Source organism: Vibrio sp. SCSIO 43137 (assembly GCF_028201475.1).
Taxonomy (GTDB): domain Bacteria; phylum Pseudomonadota; class Gammaproteobacteria; order Enterobacterales; family Vibrionaceae; genus Vibrio.
Map to the genome: position 1 here is coordinate 1,885,019 of NZ_CP116383.1, position 16,686 is coordinate 1,901,704.

Annotated in this window: 18 protein-coding genes; 5 read left to right on the forward strand and 13 right to left on the reverse strand. The window is 46.3% G+C overall.

Annotated elements, in window-relative coordinates:
- Window positions 1-158 precede the first annotated feature (158 nt).
- A complete protein-coding gene (locus PK654_RS08800; RefSeq protein WP_271695204.1) occupies window positions 159-557 on the forward strand; it encodes a hypothetical protein in 399 nt (132 codons plus the stop codon).
- 43 nt (window positions 558-600) lie between these two features.
- Window positions 601-1,530: an alpha/beta hydrolase gene (locus PK654_RS08805; protein WP_271695205.1), complete on the forward strand. Its 930-nt coding sequence runs from the start codon at window positions 601-603 to the stop codon at window positions 1,528-1,530.
- 139 nt (window positions 1,531-1,669) lie between these two features.
- Here the strand turns inward: PK654_RS08805 and PK654_RS08810 are convergent, their stop codons facing one another.
- From PK654_RS08810 to PK654_RS08820, 3 genes are all read right to left on the reverse strand, one after another.
- Window positions 1,670-2,167, reverse strand: a complete 498-nt coding sequence (locus PK654_RS08810; RefSeq protein ID WP_271695207.1) for a GNAT family N-acetyltransferase — start codon at window positions 2,165-2,167, stop codon at window positions 1,670-1,672.
- A complete protein-coding gene (locus PK654_RS08815) occupies window positions 2,164-2,436 on the reverse strand; it encodes a type II toxin-antitoxin system TacA family antitoxin (protein WP_271695209.1) in 273 nt (90 codons plus the stop codon). Before PK654_RS08815 ends, PK654_RS08810 begins: the two co-directional genes overlap by 4 nt.
- Window positions 2,437-2,876: 440 nt before the next feature.
- Window positions 2,877-3,326, reverse strand: coding sequence for a Cd(II)/Pb(II)-responsive transcriptional regulator (locus tag PK654_RS08820; protein ID WP_271695211.1), 450 nt, complete (start codon window positions 3,324-3,326; stop codon window positions 2,877-2,879).
- A gap of 122 nt (window positions 3,327-3,448) precedes the next feature.
- Between PK654_RS08820 and PK654_RS08825 the strand changes: the two genes are divergently transcribed.
- Together PK654_RS08825 and PK654_RS08830 are read left to right on the forward strand one after the other, a co-directional pair.
- Entirely contained in the window at window positions 3,449-3,970 is a 522-nt protein-coding gene (locus tag PK654_RS08825; RefSeq protein ID WP_271695213.1) for a disulfide bond formation protein B, read from the forward strand.
- Complete coding sequence (locus tag PK654_RS08830; RefSeq protein ID WP_271695215.1) at window positions 3,957-4,589, forward strand: DsbA family protein; 633 nt, start codon at window positions 3,957-3,959, stop codon at window positions 4,587-4,589. The genes PK654_RS08825 and PK654_RS08830 overlap by 14 nt, the downstream gene beginning before the upstream one ends.
- 294 nt (window positions 4,590-4,883) lie before the next feature.
- Here PK654_RS08830 and PK654_RS08835 read toward each other — a convergent pair whose 3' ends face one another.
- Entirely contained in the window at window positions 4,884-5,108 is a 225-nt protein-coding gene (locus PK654_RS08835; RefSeq protein ID WP_271695216.1) for a VF530 family protein, read from the reverse strand.
- 297 nt (window positions 5,109-5,405) lie between these two features.
- Between PK654_RS08835 and PK654_RS08840 the strand changes: the two genes are divergently transcribed.
- Window positions 5,406-5,915, forward strand: a complete 510-nt coding sequence (locus tag PK654_RS08840) for a hypothetical protein (RefSeq protein ID WP_271695217.1) — start codon at window positions 5,406-5,408, stop codon at window positions 5,913-5,915.
- On the opposite strand, the gene PK654_RS08845 is transcribed toward PK654_RS08840, so the two are convergent.
- The 9 genes from PK654_RS08845 to PK654_RS08885 form a co-directional block, all read right to left on the reverse strand.
- Complete coding sequence (locus PK654_RS08845) at window positions 5,912-6,514, reverse strand: methyltransferase domain-containing protein (RefSeq protein WP_271695219.1); 603 nt, start codon at window positions 6,512-6,514, stop codon at window positions 5,912-5,914. The two genes, PK654_RS08840 and PK654_RS08845, sit on opposite strands and share 4 nt — an antisense overlap.
- Before the next feature lie 76 nt (window positions 6,515-6,590).
- A complete protein-coding gene (locus PK654_RS08850) occupies window positions 6,591-7,814 on the reverse strand; it encodes a phenylacetate--CoA ligase family protein (protein WP_271695221.1) in 1,224 nt (407 codons plus the stop codon).
- Window positions 7,815-7,823: 9 nt separating this feature from the next.
- Window positions 7,824-8,645, reverse strand: coding sequence for an ABC transporter ATP-binding protein (locus tag PK654_RS08855; protein WP_271695222.1), 822 nt, complete (start codon window positions 8,643-8,645; stop codon window positions 7,824-7,826).
- Between the two features lie 81 nt (window positions 8,646-8,726).
- The gene (locus tag PK654_RS08860; protein ID WP_271695224.1) at window positions 8,727-9,971 is read right to left on the reverse strand and encodes an ABC transporter substrate-binding protein; all 1,245 of its coding nucleotides are present in this window, start codon (window positions 9,969-9,971) and stop codon (window positions 8,727-8,729) included.
- A 60-nt stretch (window positions 9,972-10,031) separates the two neighbouring features.
- Window positions 10,032-11,099: a branched-chain amino acid ABC transporter permease gene (locus tag PK654_RS08865; RefSeq protein ID WP_271695225.1), complete on the reverse strand. Its 1,068-nt coding sequence runs from the start codon at window positions 11,097-11,099 to the stop codon at window positions 10,032-10,034.
- Between the two features lie 12 nt (window positions 11,100-11,111).
- Window positions 11,112-12,005, reverse strand: a complete 894-nt coding sequence (locus PK654_RS08870) for a branched-chain amino acid ABC transporter permease (protein ID WP_271695226.1) — start codon at window positions 12,003-12,005, stop codon at window positions 11,112-11,114.
- A 45-nt stretch (window positions 12,006-12,050) separates the two neighbouring features.
- Window positions 12,051-13,958, reverse strand: coding sequence for a long-chain fatty acid--CoA ligase (locus PK654_RS08875; protein WP_271695228.1), 1,908 nt, complete (start codon window positions 13,956-13,958; stop codon window positions 12,051-12,053).
- Window positions 13,958-14,758: an ABC transporter ATP-binding protein gene (locus PK654_RS08880; protein WP_271695230.1), complete on the reverse strand. Its 801-nt coding sequence runs from the start codon at window positions 14,756-14,758 to the stop codon at window positions 13,958-13,960. The genes PK654_RS08875 and PK654_RS08880 overlap by 1 nt, the downstream gene beginning before the upstream one ends.
- A gap of 252 nt (window positions 14,759-15,010) precedes the next feature.
- Window positions 15,011-16,648 carry an electron transfer flavoprotein-ubiquinone oxidoreductase gene (locus PK654_RS08885; protein WP_271695232.1) on the reverse strand — a complete coding sequence of 546 codons (1,638 nt, stop codon included), beginning with the start codon at window positions 16,646-16,648 and terminating at the stop codon, window positions 15,011-15,013.
- Between the last annotated feature and the right edge of the window lie 38 nt (window positions 16,649-16,686).

Consider the following 16,686-nt stretch of genomic DNA (forward strand, 5'->3'; position numbering starts at 1 on the left):
CTTGTTCTTCTACAAAGGCAGCCTGATCTGATCAGCCTGCTTTTTTTCGCCGTCATTTTGTGTACAGATTAGACAGTTTTGTGCACTGACGATTCCATCCACAAGCTCTAACATAACCCCATCAACGACGAAAAACACCAGACAGGCGGGGAGCTTTTATGACAAATCAATCCAAGCTAAACCAATTAATACAGGCAGTTGATGCCAGCAAAGTTCACCAGATCAGGTGTGGTGACCACCGCTTTATTGATATCACCATCGTTCAGACAGAAGGCAGATTTTTCGTCAGGCAGTACAAGTTCGGTAAACGCAGTTGGTATGACGCATTTATCAATAACCCCAGCGGAAACGAACAGCCAAACGGCGCAATAAGAGTCGGTGATTTGGAAGTGCTCGTTAATGGAAAAGTGCCAGACGATTTGCAAGCGGTTATTCCGAAAGTGAATCAGGCTTACCGAAAATTACTTGGGCTTATTTACCCATTGATGCGGTTAACGTTCGACAGACAAAAACATGAGGCGACAACACTTGAACTGATTCCAATGCTCAACAACTAGATTGATAAAACACGATAACAGACTGAAAGATAAAGGTAAGACTATGAATGTTAAACAGGTAACTTTTAAATCATTTGGCGTAGATTTGGTAGGCAACTTATATCTGCCAGAAGGGTTTGATGAGAACAAAAAGTATAAAGCGATCCTAGGGGCAAGCCCGTTCCCACAAGTAAAAGAACAAGTGTTAGCGACTTATGGTCCGGAAATGGCCAAACGTGGCTTTGTTTTTCTGGCATTTGATTACTTAGGCATGGGTGATTCACCTGCACTACCGGGTGAACATATGCAGTCTCGTTATATGTTCCGCTTAATTGAAAACACCTGGGATGCGGTATCTTTCTTAGGTACTCTGCCTTACGTAGACGAAGTTGAGGGGCTTGGTATCTGTCAGGGCGGCTCAATCATCGCGTCTGCTGCTGTTACCGATCACCGAATCAAAAAGATTGCCTTAGTATCTGGCATGATGGCGGCTGATGCATTCCAGTGGACAGATAAAGCAATGGCTCATCAAATGATCGCTGCCGCCAACGCATCAAAGCAGAAGATATACCAAACAGGCGAGCCTGACTATGTCGCACCTTTTGGTCTTACTGATGAGCAGTCAAGAGAAGAGTTTGTTGAACTAATGGGGGGGCATAACCCAATGGCCGGCGAATCTTATGATTATTATGGCCGGGACGGTTATCGGGGCCCTGAGGCGGTCGATAACTTCACTAACATGCACACTGCGGATCAAGCGATGCAATCTCTGTTCTCTTTATGTGAACATTACGCAGATAAAATTGTGCAGCCTTCACTGATCATCTATAGCAAAACAGCCTTTACTTCCATTTGTTCTACGGCGTTTATTGAAAAGCTGACCAATGAGCATGAGGTATTAGCACTAGAAGATTTTGGTCATGTTGATTTTTACTACAAACCAGAAGCGGTAAATATTTCCGCAGATGCTGTAGCGGACTTCTTCAATAAATAATCTGATCGTATCAAAGAGATTGCAGCCGGACACTAGCGAATACCGATTAAAGCAAACTTAGGTATGTACTCCCACGCAGAAGCGTGGGAGTGTTGAGTGACTCTTTACACCAACTAACAAATGTGTTGAAAATACCTTCTCAGGCTAGACTCGCCCGGACATCAGAAATGGTAATAAAGAGTTTGTTTTCAGCATATTGAAATGCCTTAAAGCCATAACGTTCATAGAACTGTTTTGCACCATCTTTAGCGTCAACGATAACAATGGGAAATGCAACGCTATCACTTGCAGCTAATAGCTTTCGAAGCGCATCAATCAGTAACCATTCACCGAGACCTTTCCCTTTATATCTTTCATCAACAACAAGGCGAGCAATTAAACCACCTGAAGTCGATGACTGATGCATCTTTTGTAACTTATCGGGCAATGCTTTTAAGTCAATTGGTGCCATCGTTAATGTGTAAAAACCAACTATATACGAGTTATTGTTGTCATCTTCCAAAACAAATGTTCTGCTATTGTCTTTCTTTGCTTGCTGGCTAGCCATTACTTTTAAGTGATTATTGAGGGCATCGATACCACAGTTAAACCTGTTTCTATCGTGTTTAGCTTTATCCAACAATACCGTATTCATCATTGAGTTTTATTCTCGTATCGGTCAGATGCGGCTTTCAGGTTTGAATTTGCTTCCGCCGGACTATCTAACGCTTCCATTAGCAACATAGCGTCAGCTTCACTAAGTTTTAAAGCTTGCTCACGCTCTATTACTTGTTTCGCTTTCTCGATTGCGGCACTCAAAACAAATGAGTTAATACTCGACGTACCTGCAATTGCTGCTGCCTTTGTAAGCAAATCCTGTGTATCAACATCAACTCTGGCAGTGATGCGAGGCAAAGTAGTAGCCATAATGTAATTTCCTGTTGTGTCAAAATGTCACATGGACATTATGTGTCTTAAAGGGTGCAATAAGCAATTATTGTGTCACTTTGGCACACGTAACAAAAAGTCTTCATAGTCTTAATAGTTATTCTAAACTCAGGTATAAATTACTCATCTGCTAGCAAGCTATTTAGCGAGACTGACAAGGGAAGAATTTAAAACCATTAGTGGAGGAATGGGAATTCATTGTTTCTAAGACATACTCAGTGACTCTTTAAGGGCGATTTATCGTTGATAATTTAGTCTGGAGGAGTTGTACTTGGCTAAAGTGACAGGTTTCAACAGGCTCTGGTATACACTCCCACGTAAAACATGGGAGCGATAGTTTCCTACTCAACCAGTTTTGTCATGTCTTGAGTCTCTGGCTAGAAAAGCGGGTTACAAAACGGTGATGCAGAAGCCTGCTTTCAGTGCAGCCCTCCAAGGTGATTGGACTTTTTAGCCACAGAGGGAGTGGAACTTTCAACGGAATTCAACTTTTCTACAATGCCACATTCTTTTACGGAACCTTTGGAATCACACTCACTTTTTAGTTTCTCCAGCTCAGCGGCAAGCAGCTGTAATTCCTGAATTCTATCTTGCACGTGCTGCAAGTGTTCGCTGATCACTATATCAATGGGTGAACATGGAGCACCATCGGTACTCATCGCCTGTAACAGAGCCCTTATTTCATCATGAGCCATATCCAGAGCCCTGCAGCGGCGAATAAACAAGAGCCTTTCTAAGTGGACAGAGTCGTAGCGGCGATAGTTATTTTCCAGCTCTCTTTTAGCTTGAGGCAGTAACCCTTGCTTTTCATAGTATCGGATTGTCTCTACCGGACAACCGGCTTTTTTAGCGAGTTCACCAATCTTCATTTCCACCCCTTTGTTCTTGACCCTGTAGTTAGATCAGGCTTTTTAATGATGGCAATGGTAAACGATAGAGAATATTAAAACGAGTGGCTACGCCGTTTCATTTCTATCAATACGGAGGTAATTTGAAGACATTAACAAATTCAACCTTGGTTGGAGCATTTCTGATTTTATCAAGTGTGGGAATGGAGCTGTTCGGGCTTTTCACACAGCACTACCTTGGGTTTGAGCCATGTGCGAACTGCGTACAAATCCGGCTATTTATCCTGTTTATCGGTATTGCCGGCCTGTTACATCTCTTTTCTGCCGATAGTTACATAACTAAAATCTCTACTTTATTATTAGCAACCATTAGCACTTGGTTTTCATTGCAGTTCTCCTGGGACAACCACTTAATTGAAACGGGTCAGAAGCTCTCAGGCTGCAGTTCCGGTTCTCCTTTCCCGGACTTCCTGCCTCTGGATTTCTGGCTACCGGGAATGTTTGAGGCTAAAGGCCCTTGCGGTACGCCCGCAACACTGTTCGGAAATACTACCTTTACCGATCTTTCTATCTTTGGATTATCCATCCTGCTGGCACTATTAACACTAGTACTTGTTACAAACCTCTTCAAACTTAAGGATAAAGCGCATAATGAAACAAAATAAGATAGTACTTTCAACGACCTTGCTGATGGGGTTACTACTCGCATTTTTTATTTTTAGTTGGTATCAGCAGCAAGACACCAGCGCTATTTCAGCAAATAAAAACCAGCTGGAGAGAGAATATTCGGCCAGTTTTGGCCCGGAAAATGCCAAAGTCACCATAGTAGAGTTCTTTGATCCCGCCTGCGAAACCTGCAGAGCATTTTACCCTTTCGTTAAGAAAATCATGAATGAACATCCGGACGATATCCGGCTTGTAATGCGCTATGCGGCATTTCACTCAGGATCGGATGAGGTTGTACTGATGTTAGAAGCGGCCCGACGTCAGGGTCTTTATAAAGAAGTGCTTGTATCCATACTTGCCGGACAGAGCTCATGGGCATCACACAGTGAACCAAATTTACCTTATGTCTGGACAATTGCTGAAAATGCAGGGTTGGATATTGCTAAAGCGCGAGAAGATATAAAAGATCCGCAGATTATAAAAATACTTGAACAAGATATGGCGGACGTTAAATCATTAGGGGTGCAAAAGACACCGACATTTTTCGTCAATGGCAACCCTTTAGAGTCCTTTGGTTCACAACAACTCTACGATTTGGTTCAAAGTGAGTTAAAGTAAGAGCGAGACATCAGATACTTTAAGCTTCCCTCCCCTTCGGGAGGGAAATTCATAGGTAAGCGAATAGCTAAGTTACCCTTCAGGTATTACCGTGCCTTCCGTCTGCATTACTCCATCAGCAATCAACTCCCTGAATGCCTGATTTACATCATCAACCTTAATGCCTTGCATATACGCCTCCGAGTTTAGATAAACCTGAAAGTCATAGTTGTGCAGCAAATAACGTGTAAGAGGGAGCTTTTATGGTGCCGGAACTATCTGTTCCGGAAAGGTTTCACGTCTATTAGTGAAAATTCACTTATTACAAAATGTGTCAATATACAAAGCTTCTACTTTGTCTCTTGCCCACTGAGTACGACGCAGAAATTTCAGAGATGATTTAACGGAAGGATTGCTGTAGAAACAGTTGATTTTGATTCTTTCGTCCAACCCTTCCCAGCCATAATGTTCCTGCAAACGAACTAAAATCTTCTCCAGGGTAAGACCATGTAAAGGGTTATTGGGTTGTTCCTGACTCATCAGTTTTGTTTCCGGCTAGTTAATTAGAGGCGGAGTTTAGCAGATATCTCTATTATTGAGGTATCAATTTCCCGTCTAGTATAAATCTTTTTGAAAGACCTTATTCAGGTATTAGGTTTCTGTTCCTTTCAGGAAATGAGCTACTTTTCTCTTCAGTGGGAGTAAAACTAGGTATAGATCAAAATAATCAGTTACTTAAGAGTATTCCACTACTTGATATTTCTTGATTTATAGACAAAATCAAGAGTGACGGGCAATATAACATTGTTCATTTTAAGGCTATTTTTCAGGTGAGCTATGGAAACATACAGGATCCAAGGCCTAAATGTTAAGGTCGGCAATAAAATCTATACCACTCGCTATGTTCTCATCGCTATTGTTCTGTTTTTTCTGTTTATTGCTACAGGCAAGGCTCATAGTGGATATATGCAGCTAGTTTTAGTTTCGGTTTTAACTTCGATTCTGTTGATTGAAATTAGAAGGCTGGTATTCAAACCTACAATGTTAGTTGTCGGCTACGGTGGTATCTATCACCATAAACAAGGGTTTATTTCATGGGGAAGCATTGAACGTGTTGAACACTACATTAATTCAAGAAATGCTCTAGATAAATCATTGAAAGTTTATATAAAAGAGCCAAAAACTACGTTAAATCACTGGTTTCTTAGTCCAATAAAAATAAAACATGATGTAGTGGAAATGGGCATGTCATACACAGATTGCAACGTAAAAAGTGCTTCTGAACACGCTAAGGTGATGAAAGCATGGTATGAAGCATGGTATGAAGCATGGCAACAAGAGGATTAAGTCTGTTTCCTCCACACCATCCAATACTCCCTGCCGGAAAAAACTTCGACGCTGTTTTCAACCTCTTCACACTCTAGTAACTCGAAGTTCTCTTCCATATTTTGTTCCAGTTCTCCGGTTCTCAGGCAGAACGGCGGGAAGCGGGAACGATAAAAATCATCTATTACGAAAAAACCGGTTACCAGTCCTGACGGTTTTAGTAGTTTATTAAGCATAGAGAAGTAGTTGCTACGCAGTTCAACAGGCAGTGCGGCGAGAAAGGCACGTTCATAGATCAAGTCAAAGCACTCTGTTTCCGGATAACTAAACACATCGCCAAGTGTCACATAACGGCCATACCCGCCAAGTATCTGTTTTGCGGTATTTACTGCCTGCTCGCTGTAATCCATCGCAGTTACCTGATGACCATGTTCAACAAAACAGGCTACTTCATAGGCCGCACCGCAGCCGGGGATAAACACCTGCTGTTGCTGTTTTCCGGACTGGTTTAGATACTGTTCCACCTTTTCTGGAGTGCCTTTATGATCCCACGGCATACGTTGCTTCTGAAACAGATCGTCCCAGAAGGCTCTGTCTATTTCAGGTTGCTTAGCGTTCATGCTTCCCCCTATAAAACAATGGGGATAGTGCCAACAGCAATATCCCCTTTTTGCCTAGTTCAAGTTTTCACTTGTATCAGGCACTATGGTCACGTCGGTCATCGATTAATGGCAGCTCCGCGGGTATACCGCCCGACGGCATAAACTGAATATTGCCGTTGAGCTTAGTGACTGATTGCAGTGTAGTAAGGATCTCCGATGCAGGAGTATCACTCTCCTGACAACAGAAAGTGATGCTGTCTTTATGCCCTTCTCTCTCTATCATCAAAGAGCCTTTCAGGTTATGACGGCGGCATATTTCCTGAACCTGATGGGGATAGACAAACAGCCCTTTTATTTTTACTGCTGAATCTGCACGCCCAAGCCAGCCTTTTAGGCGGATATTGGTACGTTCTGACCCTTTTGGTACGGCCATTCTGGCGGACAGATCTCCCGTGGCGTAACGGATCAGCGGGAACTTGCTGTTTAGTGTGGTAACCACCACTTCTCCCACCTCGCCCTCTGCTACCGGATAACCCTCAGGGTCAACCACTTCGACAATAATGTCTTCCGCAACTATCAGCCCCTCTTCACCCGGAGCCTGATAAGCGATTAAGCCAAGTTCAGCGGTGGCATAAGCCTGACACACCTGAACACCAAACTCATCGAAGGCCTGCTGCATATCAGCAGTCACCGCCTCACCGGAGACCAGCGCTTTTTTAATGCTGCACTGCTGATTACCGTTGGCCGCAGCATAGCGGCTCAAAAGCTCAAGCAGATAGGATGGCGTTCCGGTAAAGCCTGTAGGCTGAAGTTGTGTAATCGCTTCAAGCTGGGCTTCGGTATTGCCGACACCGGCAGGAAAGACGGCACAACCACAGGCGCGGGCTCCGCTATCCATAATAAATCCGCCGGGCGAGAAGTGGTAAGAGAGGGTGTTATGTACCAAATCTCCCGCTCGGAAACCGGCGGCGGTAAACGCCTGTCCCATACACCAGTAATCTGACTCATCTGCCTGCGGTTCATAAAGAGGCCCGGGAGACTGGAAAATCCGTACCATCTCACCCTTATCAACGCAATTTAGCCCGCCAAAAGGTGGATTGGCTTTCTGCTTCTCCGGCTGGCTAAACTTGCGGGTCACTGGAAACCGGCTCAGATTTGCCCTGCTACCAGCCAGACTCTCATCGATTCCTGCAAACAGTGCCCGGTAGTAGGCGCTGTTCTGTTTGGCGTTGCTGATTCTTTCAGGAAGAAGTGAAAACAACAGGGTTTCCCTCTCTTCAGCGGCGATAAAACAGCGGCTATCCACTTTCTCACTCATTTCTGCTCCTTAAATCCAACGCTTACGTCGTTTATACGACTTGAGGTTTTTAAAGCTTTTACGCTCTCCCTCACCACCACCAAGATAGAACTCTTTTACGTCTTCGTTATTCAGCAGCGCATGTTTGCTGCCATCGAGAACGATTTTGCCTGACTCCATAATGTAGCCGTAATCGGCGGCCTGCAGGGCAAAGTTGGCGTTCTGCTCCACCAGCAACATGGTGATACCGTGCTCTTTATTGATCTTCTCAATAATGGAAAATACTTCTTTAACCAGAAGCGGTGATAACCCCATTGAAGGCTCATCTAGCAGTATCATCTTAGGCCTTGCCATTAACGCCCTGCCGATTGCCAGCATCTGCTGTTCACCACCGGAAAGGTATCCCGCCAGACCTGTTCTTTCACGCAGGCGGGGGAAGTAGTCCAGCACCATTTCGATATCCTGATCGACTTCGTTGTCGTTACGGGTATAAGCACCAAGGCGTAGGTTCTCAATAACCGTCATATCTTCTACGATACGGCGCCCTTCCATTACCTGAAAGATACCGGCACGGACGATCTCTTCCGGACTTTTATTGTCAATACGTTGGCCCATAAAGGTGATTTCGCCACGGGTCACTTCACCGTCTTCGGTTTTCAGCAGGCCGGAAATGGCTTTCAATGTGGTTGATTTACCAGCACCGTTAGCACCTAGCAGAGTAACTATCTGCCCTTTAGGAATCTCAAGGCTGACACCACGCAATACCAGTATTACGTCGTCGTAGACCACCTCGATATTATTCACAGAGAGCATTATTTCTTCAGGCTCTATATTCCTTGCGATTTCACTCATCAAGTGACTCCTTGTATGGGCGGAGGTTTCCCTCCGCCATTCGCTTTTTGCTGTTATCTAATTGCTGTTCTGTTGTCGCTATTAGTAACCTAACCAGTCATCACGACGTGACAATGTCACCTCAGATACTTTATTCACCTCTACGTTGCCGCCGTTGTTGTTACCCATGAAGACGTTAACAGTTGTGGTACCACGGTGATCATCCGGCTGCCAGTTCGCAGGGATACAGACACCTTCCAGCCCTTTCGGCACCCAGTTTTCACGTGCGTACATGCCTTTCTTAATATTTTCGCCGGTAATGCCGCCGTTGGCCTTAGCCCACTCCATCGCTTCTTTCATGTAGAAAGCGGAACAAACACCGCGGATATAGTGGTGTGTACGGAATTGGTCAGGTTTAGACTCAGACAGTTTTGAAATCTCTTCTACAAGCTCCATGCCCTTGTTGCTGTCTCCCCAGAAAGCGGTCATACCTGGGAATACATAGTCTTTCAGGCCATCACCAGCAGCTTCAATCACCGGCTTATCACCACCCCAGATGTTGGCCATATACTGGAACTGGGTACCTACTGTGTTACAAGATTTCACCAGCGAGATAACCGAGCCACCAAGGTTAGCAATATAGCCGTAGTTGGTGCCCGACTGCTTAAGTGACAGACATTGTGCCTTAAAGTCACCCGGCTTCAGTGAAACCACTACTGGTGACATCACTTCAAATCCAAGTTCCTCTGCGTATTCAGCACACGCCTCTTTTGGTGCGTTAGGGAACGGGTGATTATCACCGATATGGGTAAACTTAGGCTTACCGCTGTTGCCCTTCTGCTCCCAGTCATTTTTCGCCCATTTCACCAGTGCGCGACAGGCATCGGAGTATGAAGCGCCATAGAAGAAGTTATAAGGTGCAGGCTTAGCGGTTTTCGGGTTCTTTCCAGTCGGATCCGTCAGGTGACCGGAATAAGACGCTGAATATACCGGTACTTTATCCCTTGTTACGAAGGAGATAAGTGCTTCAGTATCCGCGGTACCCCAACCCTGCATTGCCACCATGTTTTTACGGGCAACCCAGCGTTTATAGTTAGATATCGCCACCGGCACTTTATAGGCCATATCGACGGTCTCGAACTCCAATTCTGTTCCGTCAATCCCGCCATGATTGTTAATCCATTGCAGGGCATCGCGCACACCAGAACCATATGGCTTACTCACATAAGCAGTCGGTCCGGAGAAATCCACCAGATGGCCGACAAATACAGAGTCTTTCGCCAGAGTTGGTGCAGTCACTAGTGCCGCCGACAGCAACAGCGGTGCCGCCAAAATTCCTTTATTCATAACTATTATGTCCTTGTTGATATGGTTTTTATGCAGGCGCAACTGCGCCTGCCCTACCGGTTAATATGAGAACGGATAGTGCTTCCAGTAAGCCCGAATCTGTTGCCAGCGGTGTGCCAGCCCTTGAGGTTCGAAAATAAGGAACAGCATTATCACTAATCCGACAGCCATCTCTTTGAGGTACGCCAGTCCATCGGCGAAGCTCGCTGTATCACCAAACACAGACAAACCCGCGACACCCAGCTCTAAAACTTCAGGAAGCAGTACAATAAACACTGTCCCCATCAGAGTTCCTTTCACCGAACTCAGTCCGCCGATGATGATCATGGCGAGGAACTGAATCGACATCATAATGGTAAAGCCTTCCGCAGAAACAAAGCCGAGATAGTGACCGTACAGCGCCCCACCTATACCTGCGTAGAAGGCGCAGATACCAAAGGAGAGCAGACGGTACTTGGAGAGGTTAATCCCCATAATTTCTGCCGAAAGGTAGTGGTCACGAACCGAGACAAACGCCCTTCCGTCACGGGAACGGATCAGGTTCGACGCCCACATATACATAAATATCAGTGCAAACAGAGCAATGTAGAAGAAGCTCTCATCGGTGATAAATTCGTAGCCAAAGAGATTAATCGGGTTGGCACTTGCACCATAAGAGCCGCCACTAAACCAGTTTGCCCGGGCGAAAAAGTCTTCCAGAATAAACTGCGCTGCCAGCGTCGCTATGGCTAGGTATAGACCTTTAATCCGTGCTGCCGGTAAACCAAACAGCATGCCCACAATCATGGTCATCCAGCCTGCAATTGGAATAGCAAACACCACCGGAATACCAAACTGATTATTCAGCCAGGCTGAGGCAAAGGCACCGAAGCCGAAAAAGGCACCATGTCCCAGCGAGATCTGTCCGGTAAAGCCGACCAGAATATTTAGCCCTAGCGCCGCTATACCCAAATAGGAGATCTGAATAAACAGGTTTAGCAGATAGATATCCATAAACAGTGGTGCTGCCAACATCAGCACTACGCCGCCTATGGCAATGTTACGTATGGTGCTGGTTTCGAAAATCGGTGTATCGTCTTTGTATGTGGTGCGAAAATCACCACAAGGCCGCATGCTAATCTGAGCCATCGGTCATTCTCCTTAAATTCGTTCAATATCTTTGGTGCCAAACAGGCCGTATGGCTTAAAGGCCAGAATGATCAGCAGTACATAGAATGGGGCGATGTTGTACAGGTTGCCCACCTGCAGGTACTGACTGTCGACAAATTCTGCCAGGTTCTCCAGTACCCCGATGGTGATTCCACCGACAATGGCACCGACCACGGAATCCAGCCCGCCAAGAATAACCGCCGGAAACACCTTGATACCGATAATGGAGAGCGCATCCGATACACCGTTAACGATACCGATAACAATACCCGCCGTTGCTGATACCAGCGCCGAGATAGCCCAGCTAAGTGCGAACACCTTTTTGATGGAAATACCCAGACTCTGGGCAACCTGCTGGTTAAACGCCGTGGCACGCATGGCCAGACCCATTTTGCTGAACTTAAAGAACCAGTAGAAAGCGCCCATGATAATGACCGAGAAGATCAGGCTGAGAATATAGGCAAACTCAACATTCAGGCCGCCTATATTGACTACATTGGTTTCAAATACTTGCGGGTAACTTACCGCTGAAACACCAAACATCCACTTCATCAATGCCTGGAAGAACATAGACAAGCCTATGGTCACCATAATTACTGAAATAATGGGTTCACCGATGAGCGGGCGCAGAACAATAGTCTGCACCGCAATACCGAACACCGTCATAAAAGCCAGTGTCAGTAAAAAGCCGAGAAAGAAAGGCAGTTGCAGATGAACAAGAGCTGCCCAGCAAACCCATGCCCCAATCAACAGAAACTCGCCCTGTGAGAAGTTAACCACCTGAGTTGATTTGTATATCAGCACGAAACACATAGCCACTACACCGTATAACATGCCGACAATCACGCCGTTTATGACGAGCTGTAATAATAGTTCCGTATTCACTATGCGATCCTCCGTTGTTCGCTTTGCGCCTCTGGCTGCTCATGTTCAATAAGCGTCTCCCACCACCAACGAGGTCTTGATACGTGTTTTGGTTCCATCCTGATAGGTAATCACCGTATCGACATCCACCTGTTTATCATCGCTGTACAGGGTTTCAATAATGTCGCCGTACTTCTCAGCTACCACGCCGCGGCGTACTTTACGGGTACGGGTCAGTTCGCCGTCATCAGCATCCAGCTCCTTATAGAGCAGGATAAATTTGCTGATTTTCTGCGCTTCCGGCAGCGATTCATTCACCTTAAGCACTTCTTCTCTCACCGCCTGATACACCTCAGGCTGTGCTGACAAGTTTGTATAGTTGGTGAAAGCGATGCCTTTCTGCTCAGCCCACTTGGCCACAATGGCGTAGCGGATACAGATAATGGCGGAGAGCCACGGTCTGTCTTTGCCTACTACTACGGCTTCTGCAATAAACGGAGAGAACTTAAGTTTGTTTTCAATAAACTGTGGTGAGTAGCGGGCGCCCAGGCTGGTTTCCGACATATCTTTCAGTCGGTCTATTACTACCAGATGGCCAGACTCTTTGAAGTAACCCGCATCACCGGTGTGCATCCAGCCATCTCGTACATCTTCTTCATAAGCTTGCATATTGTTCAGGTAGCCGGTAAACATACCGCTGCTTTTCGCGATGATTTCGCCAACACCATTACTATCCGGGTTGATGACTTTCACTTCAGAGTTATCGAAAGCGACACCCACTGAGTCGTAATCCACATCGTCAGCATGATGCACGGTATAAGCACCACACATTTCTGTCTGACCATAAAGCTGTTTTAGCGGAACCCCGATCGCCTGCAAGTAGCGGAAAGTATCCGGCCCCATGGCCGCACCACCCGTTGCGGCCGATGTCAGATTAGAGAACCCAAGGCGGTCACGTAGTGCCCTCAGTAGTATCCATTCTGCCAGTTTGGATCGCTTGCCCTGATCCAGAGCCTTGTTCGCCAGCTGCATGCCCAGCTTGTACATCTTCTGTTTAAAGGGAGTAGAGTCCATCATTCGCGCAGATACATCGGCCACAATGTTTTCCCACACTCGCGGTGCCAGCAGAACAAAGCTTGGGCCAATTTCACGCAGATCCGACATCATGGTCTCCTGCTCTTCCACGAAATTGACGATCTGGCGTGCAACCAGTGCCTGACCGACAACATAAACCTGCTCCATAATCCAAGGCAAAGGCAGTACGGAAACATAGTTTCCTCCCGGATCACGCGGGTCTGCCCGCAGATAGGCGCCACAATGTTCAAGGAACGGGCCACTGCGCAACTGCGCCAGCTTAGGCTTAGAAGTAGTGCCGGAAGTAGTACAGAGAATAGAGAGATCTTCACCCTTAGTTGCCGCAACTAATGCGTCATACTGCTGCGGGTTCTGCTTATCCAACCGACGGCCGGTTTCATAGAGTTTCTCTACATCGATCAGTCTCGGATCGTCATATTTACGCATTCCCCTTGGGTCGCAATAGACAATAAATTCTACACTTGGAATTTCATCGCCCAGCTCCAGTAACTTGTCACACTGTTCTTCATCTTCGGCAATAATGATTTTCGCCTTGGCGTAGTTGATCAGGTAAGCCACCTCTTCGTGCATTGAGTCCTGATAAACCCCAAGTGAGTAACCTTTAATGGCATGTGCGGCCAACTCGCCCCACACCCATTCCGGGCGGTTATCACCCAGAAGACCGACAACATCACCTTCTGTGATACCCAGATCAATCATTGCCAGCGATAACCATTTCACTCTGTCGTTATAGTCAAGCCAGCTAAACTCGCGCCAGATACCAAACTCTTTCTCACGCATTGCAATTTGATCCGGCCATTTTTCTGCATTGTATTTCAGTACCTTTGGAAAGGTGTCAAGGGTGGTTACGTCTGCCCATTGTTTGTGCTGCTGTCCCATTAGGCGCTCTCCTCCAGCGTTGGTAGTTCCTCGCCCAGATAGGCTCGTTTAACATGCGGGTTATCCATAACCTGCTCCGGATCGCCGGTTGCAATGTGTTTACCGAAATCCAGTACCAATACCCGGTTAGAGATATCCATAACCACGCCCATATCGTGTTCTATCATGATCACTGTGATGCCCAGCTCTTCGTTAAGATCCATGATGTAGCGGGCCATATCCTCTTTCTCTTCAAGGTTCATTCCCGCCATAGGCTCATCAAGTAGCAGCAGCTTAGGTTTTAACGCAATCGCCCGCGCCAGCTCAACACGCTTACGCAGACCGTAAGATAAGGTTCCCGCCGTCGCTTTGCGGATATGCTGGATCTCCAGAAAGTCGATTACCTCTTCCACATATTTGCGGTGAGCCATCTCTTCCTTCTGGGCATTTGAGAACCAGTAGAGGGGGCCGGTAACAAAGTTGTTCTTCAACATGTGGTGGCGGCCGACCATGATGTTGTCCAGAACGGACATATGGGCAAACAGCGCCAGATTCTGAAAGGTTCGCCCGAAGCCAAGCTCTGCCCGCTGGCTTGGTGTTTTCTTAGTGACATTCTGACCGTCAAATACCACAGAACCTTTGTTCGGTGTGTAACGGCCGGAAATACAATTAAGCATGGATGTTTTTCCGGCGCCGTTTGGACCAATGATTGAGAAAATCTCTTTCTCATTCACATGGAAACTTACATCGGTTAGCGCTTTCACCCCGCCAAAAGCCAATGAAATATCGTTTATCTGCAACAGAGGCGTTTCCGATACCATGGTTGATCTCCCTTTGATTATTGTCCGTGCAATCCATTGAGCACTTACTGAAATCTCATTTACGCTTGATACCGGCCACAGCTTTAACACCTCTGCATCAAATTTTAAATTCAGTTTACGTAAACGTAAAGCTTGATTCAGAATAGTCTCTCGTTGGTTAAGTTTCAATCGTATTGCATATGAAAAAATTTGAAGTCACGCAAAGTTTAAGTAAATAAAATGTTAACGAATTTTTTGCGTGAATACTTGATACTACATATTTGGGTAGTTAGGTCCCCCGCCACCTTCTGGTGGCAGCCAGGTAATGTTCTGGCTCGGGTCTTTAATATCGCAGGTTTTACAGTGAATACAGTTGGCTGCATTGATTTGTAACTGCTTCTCTTCACCTTCTGCGATAATCTCATAGACCCCTGCGGGACAGTAACGCTGAGCTGGTTCTGCATAGTCAGGCAGGTTCTGCGCGATAGGAATGGTTAAATCTTTAAGCACCAGATGACAGGGTTGATCCTCTTCATGAAAAGTGTTGGAAAGATAGACGGATGAAAGCTTATCAAAACTCAGCTTACCGTCCGGCTTACTATAGTTGATAGGCTTGCTATCCGAAGCCAGTTTAAGGGTGGAATAATCGCTCTTATCACAGCGCAGGTTCCACATTGTCTTTCCTTTTAACAGGTTTTGCTCCAGCAGTGCGATACCTCCTCCCATTAGGGAACCAAAACGGTGTACCGCAGTAGAAAAGTTTCTTGCCCTGTAGAGTTCATCATAGAGCCATGATGTATTAAACCGGTTTGCGTAGTCTGGTGTTTCAGCTTCTGTCTCCAGCGCATCAAACACGGCTTCTGCTGCTATCATTCCGGACTTCATGGCACAGTGCGTCCCTTTAATTTTGGCCGGATTCAGGGTTCCCGCATCACAGCCTATCAGTAGGCCGCCACTAAACTGCTGTGAAGGTAACGAGTGAAGCCCGCCTTTAGTAATAGCGCGTGCTCCATAGCTAATCCTGTTACCCGACTGCAGATACTTCGCCAACATAGGGTGGTGTTTCAGGCGTTGAAACTCCTCAAACGGGCTTAGATAAGGGTTGCTGTAGTTAAGGTCTACAATCAAGCCGACGGCCACCTGATTATTCTCCAGATGATAAAGGTAGCTGCCGCCTGTCGCACCGTCTGTCAGCGGCCAGCCTAAGCCATGCACCACTATGCCGGGCTGATGTTGCTCCGGCGGTATTTCCCATAACTCCTTAAAACCGATAGCGTAATGCTGAGCGGTTACTCCTTCTGCCAGCGCATAGTGTTCTATCAGTTTTTTGCCTATATGACCTCTTGCTCCTTCGGAGAACAGAGTATACCTCGCCCGTAGTTCGATACCCTGTTCAAAATTGCCTTTTCGTTGACCGTTTTTGTCCAGGCCCATATCGCCGGTAACAACGCCGCGTACTCTGTTGTTATCATCAATAATCGCTTCTGAGGCACTAAAGCCGGGATAAACCTCAACGCCCATAGATTCAGCCTGTTCAGCCAGCCAGCGGCATAAATTTCCCAGACTGATTATATAGTTACCATTGTTATGCAGAGTTTCCGGCACTGCCCACTGAGGTAGTGTGATGGCGTTTTGCTCTGTGGTCAGCAGCAGAGTTTCATCTCTGTTTACCGGCGTAATAACCGGCGCACCTTGCTGCTGCCAGTCGGGAAACAGCTCATCCAGAGCACGGGGTTCAAATACAGCACCAGACAAAATATGAGCACCAATTTCCGATCCCTTTTCAACTACACAAACTGACAGCTCTTTATTATTCTCTATCGCCAGTTGTTTGATCCGGCAAGCCGCAGACAAGCCCGCCGGGCCGCCACCAACAACCAGTACGTCAAATTCCATGCATTCCCTTTCCATGGCTCAAATTCCTTTCCTAGTCCAGCATGTTATGCATA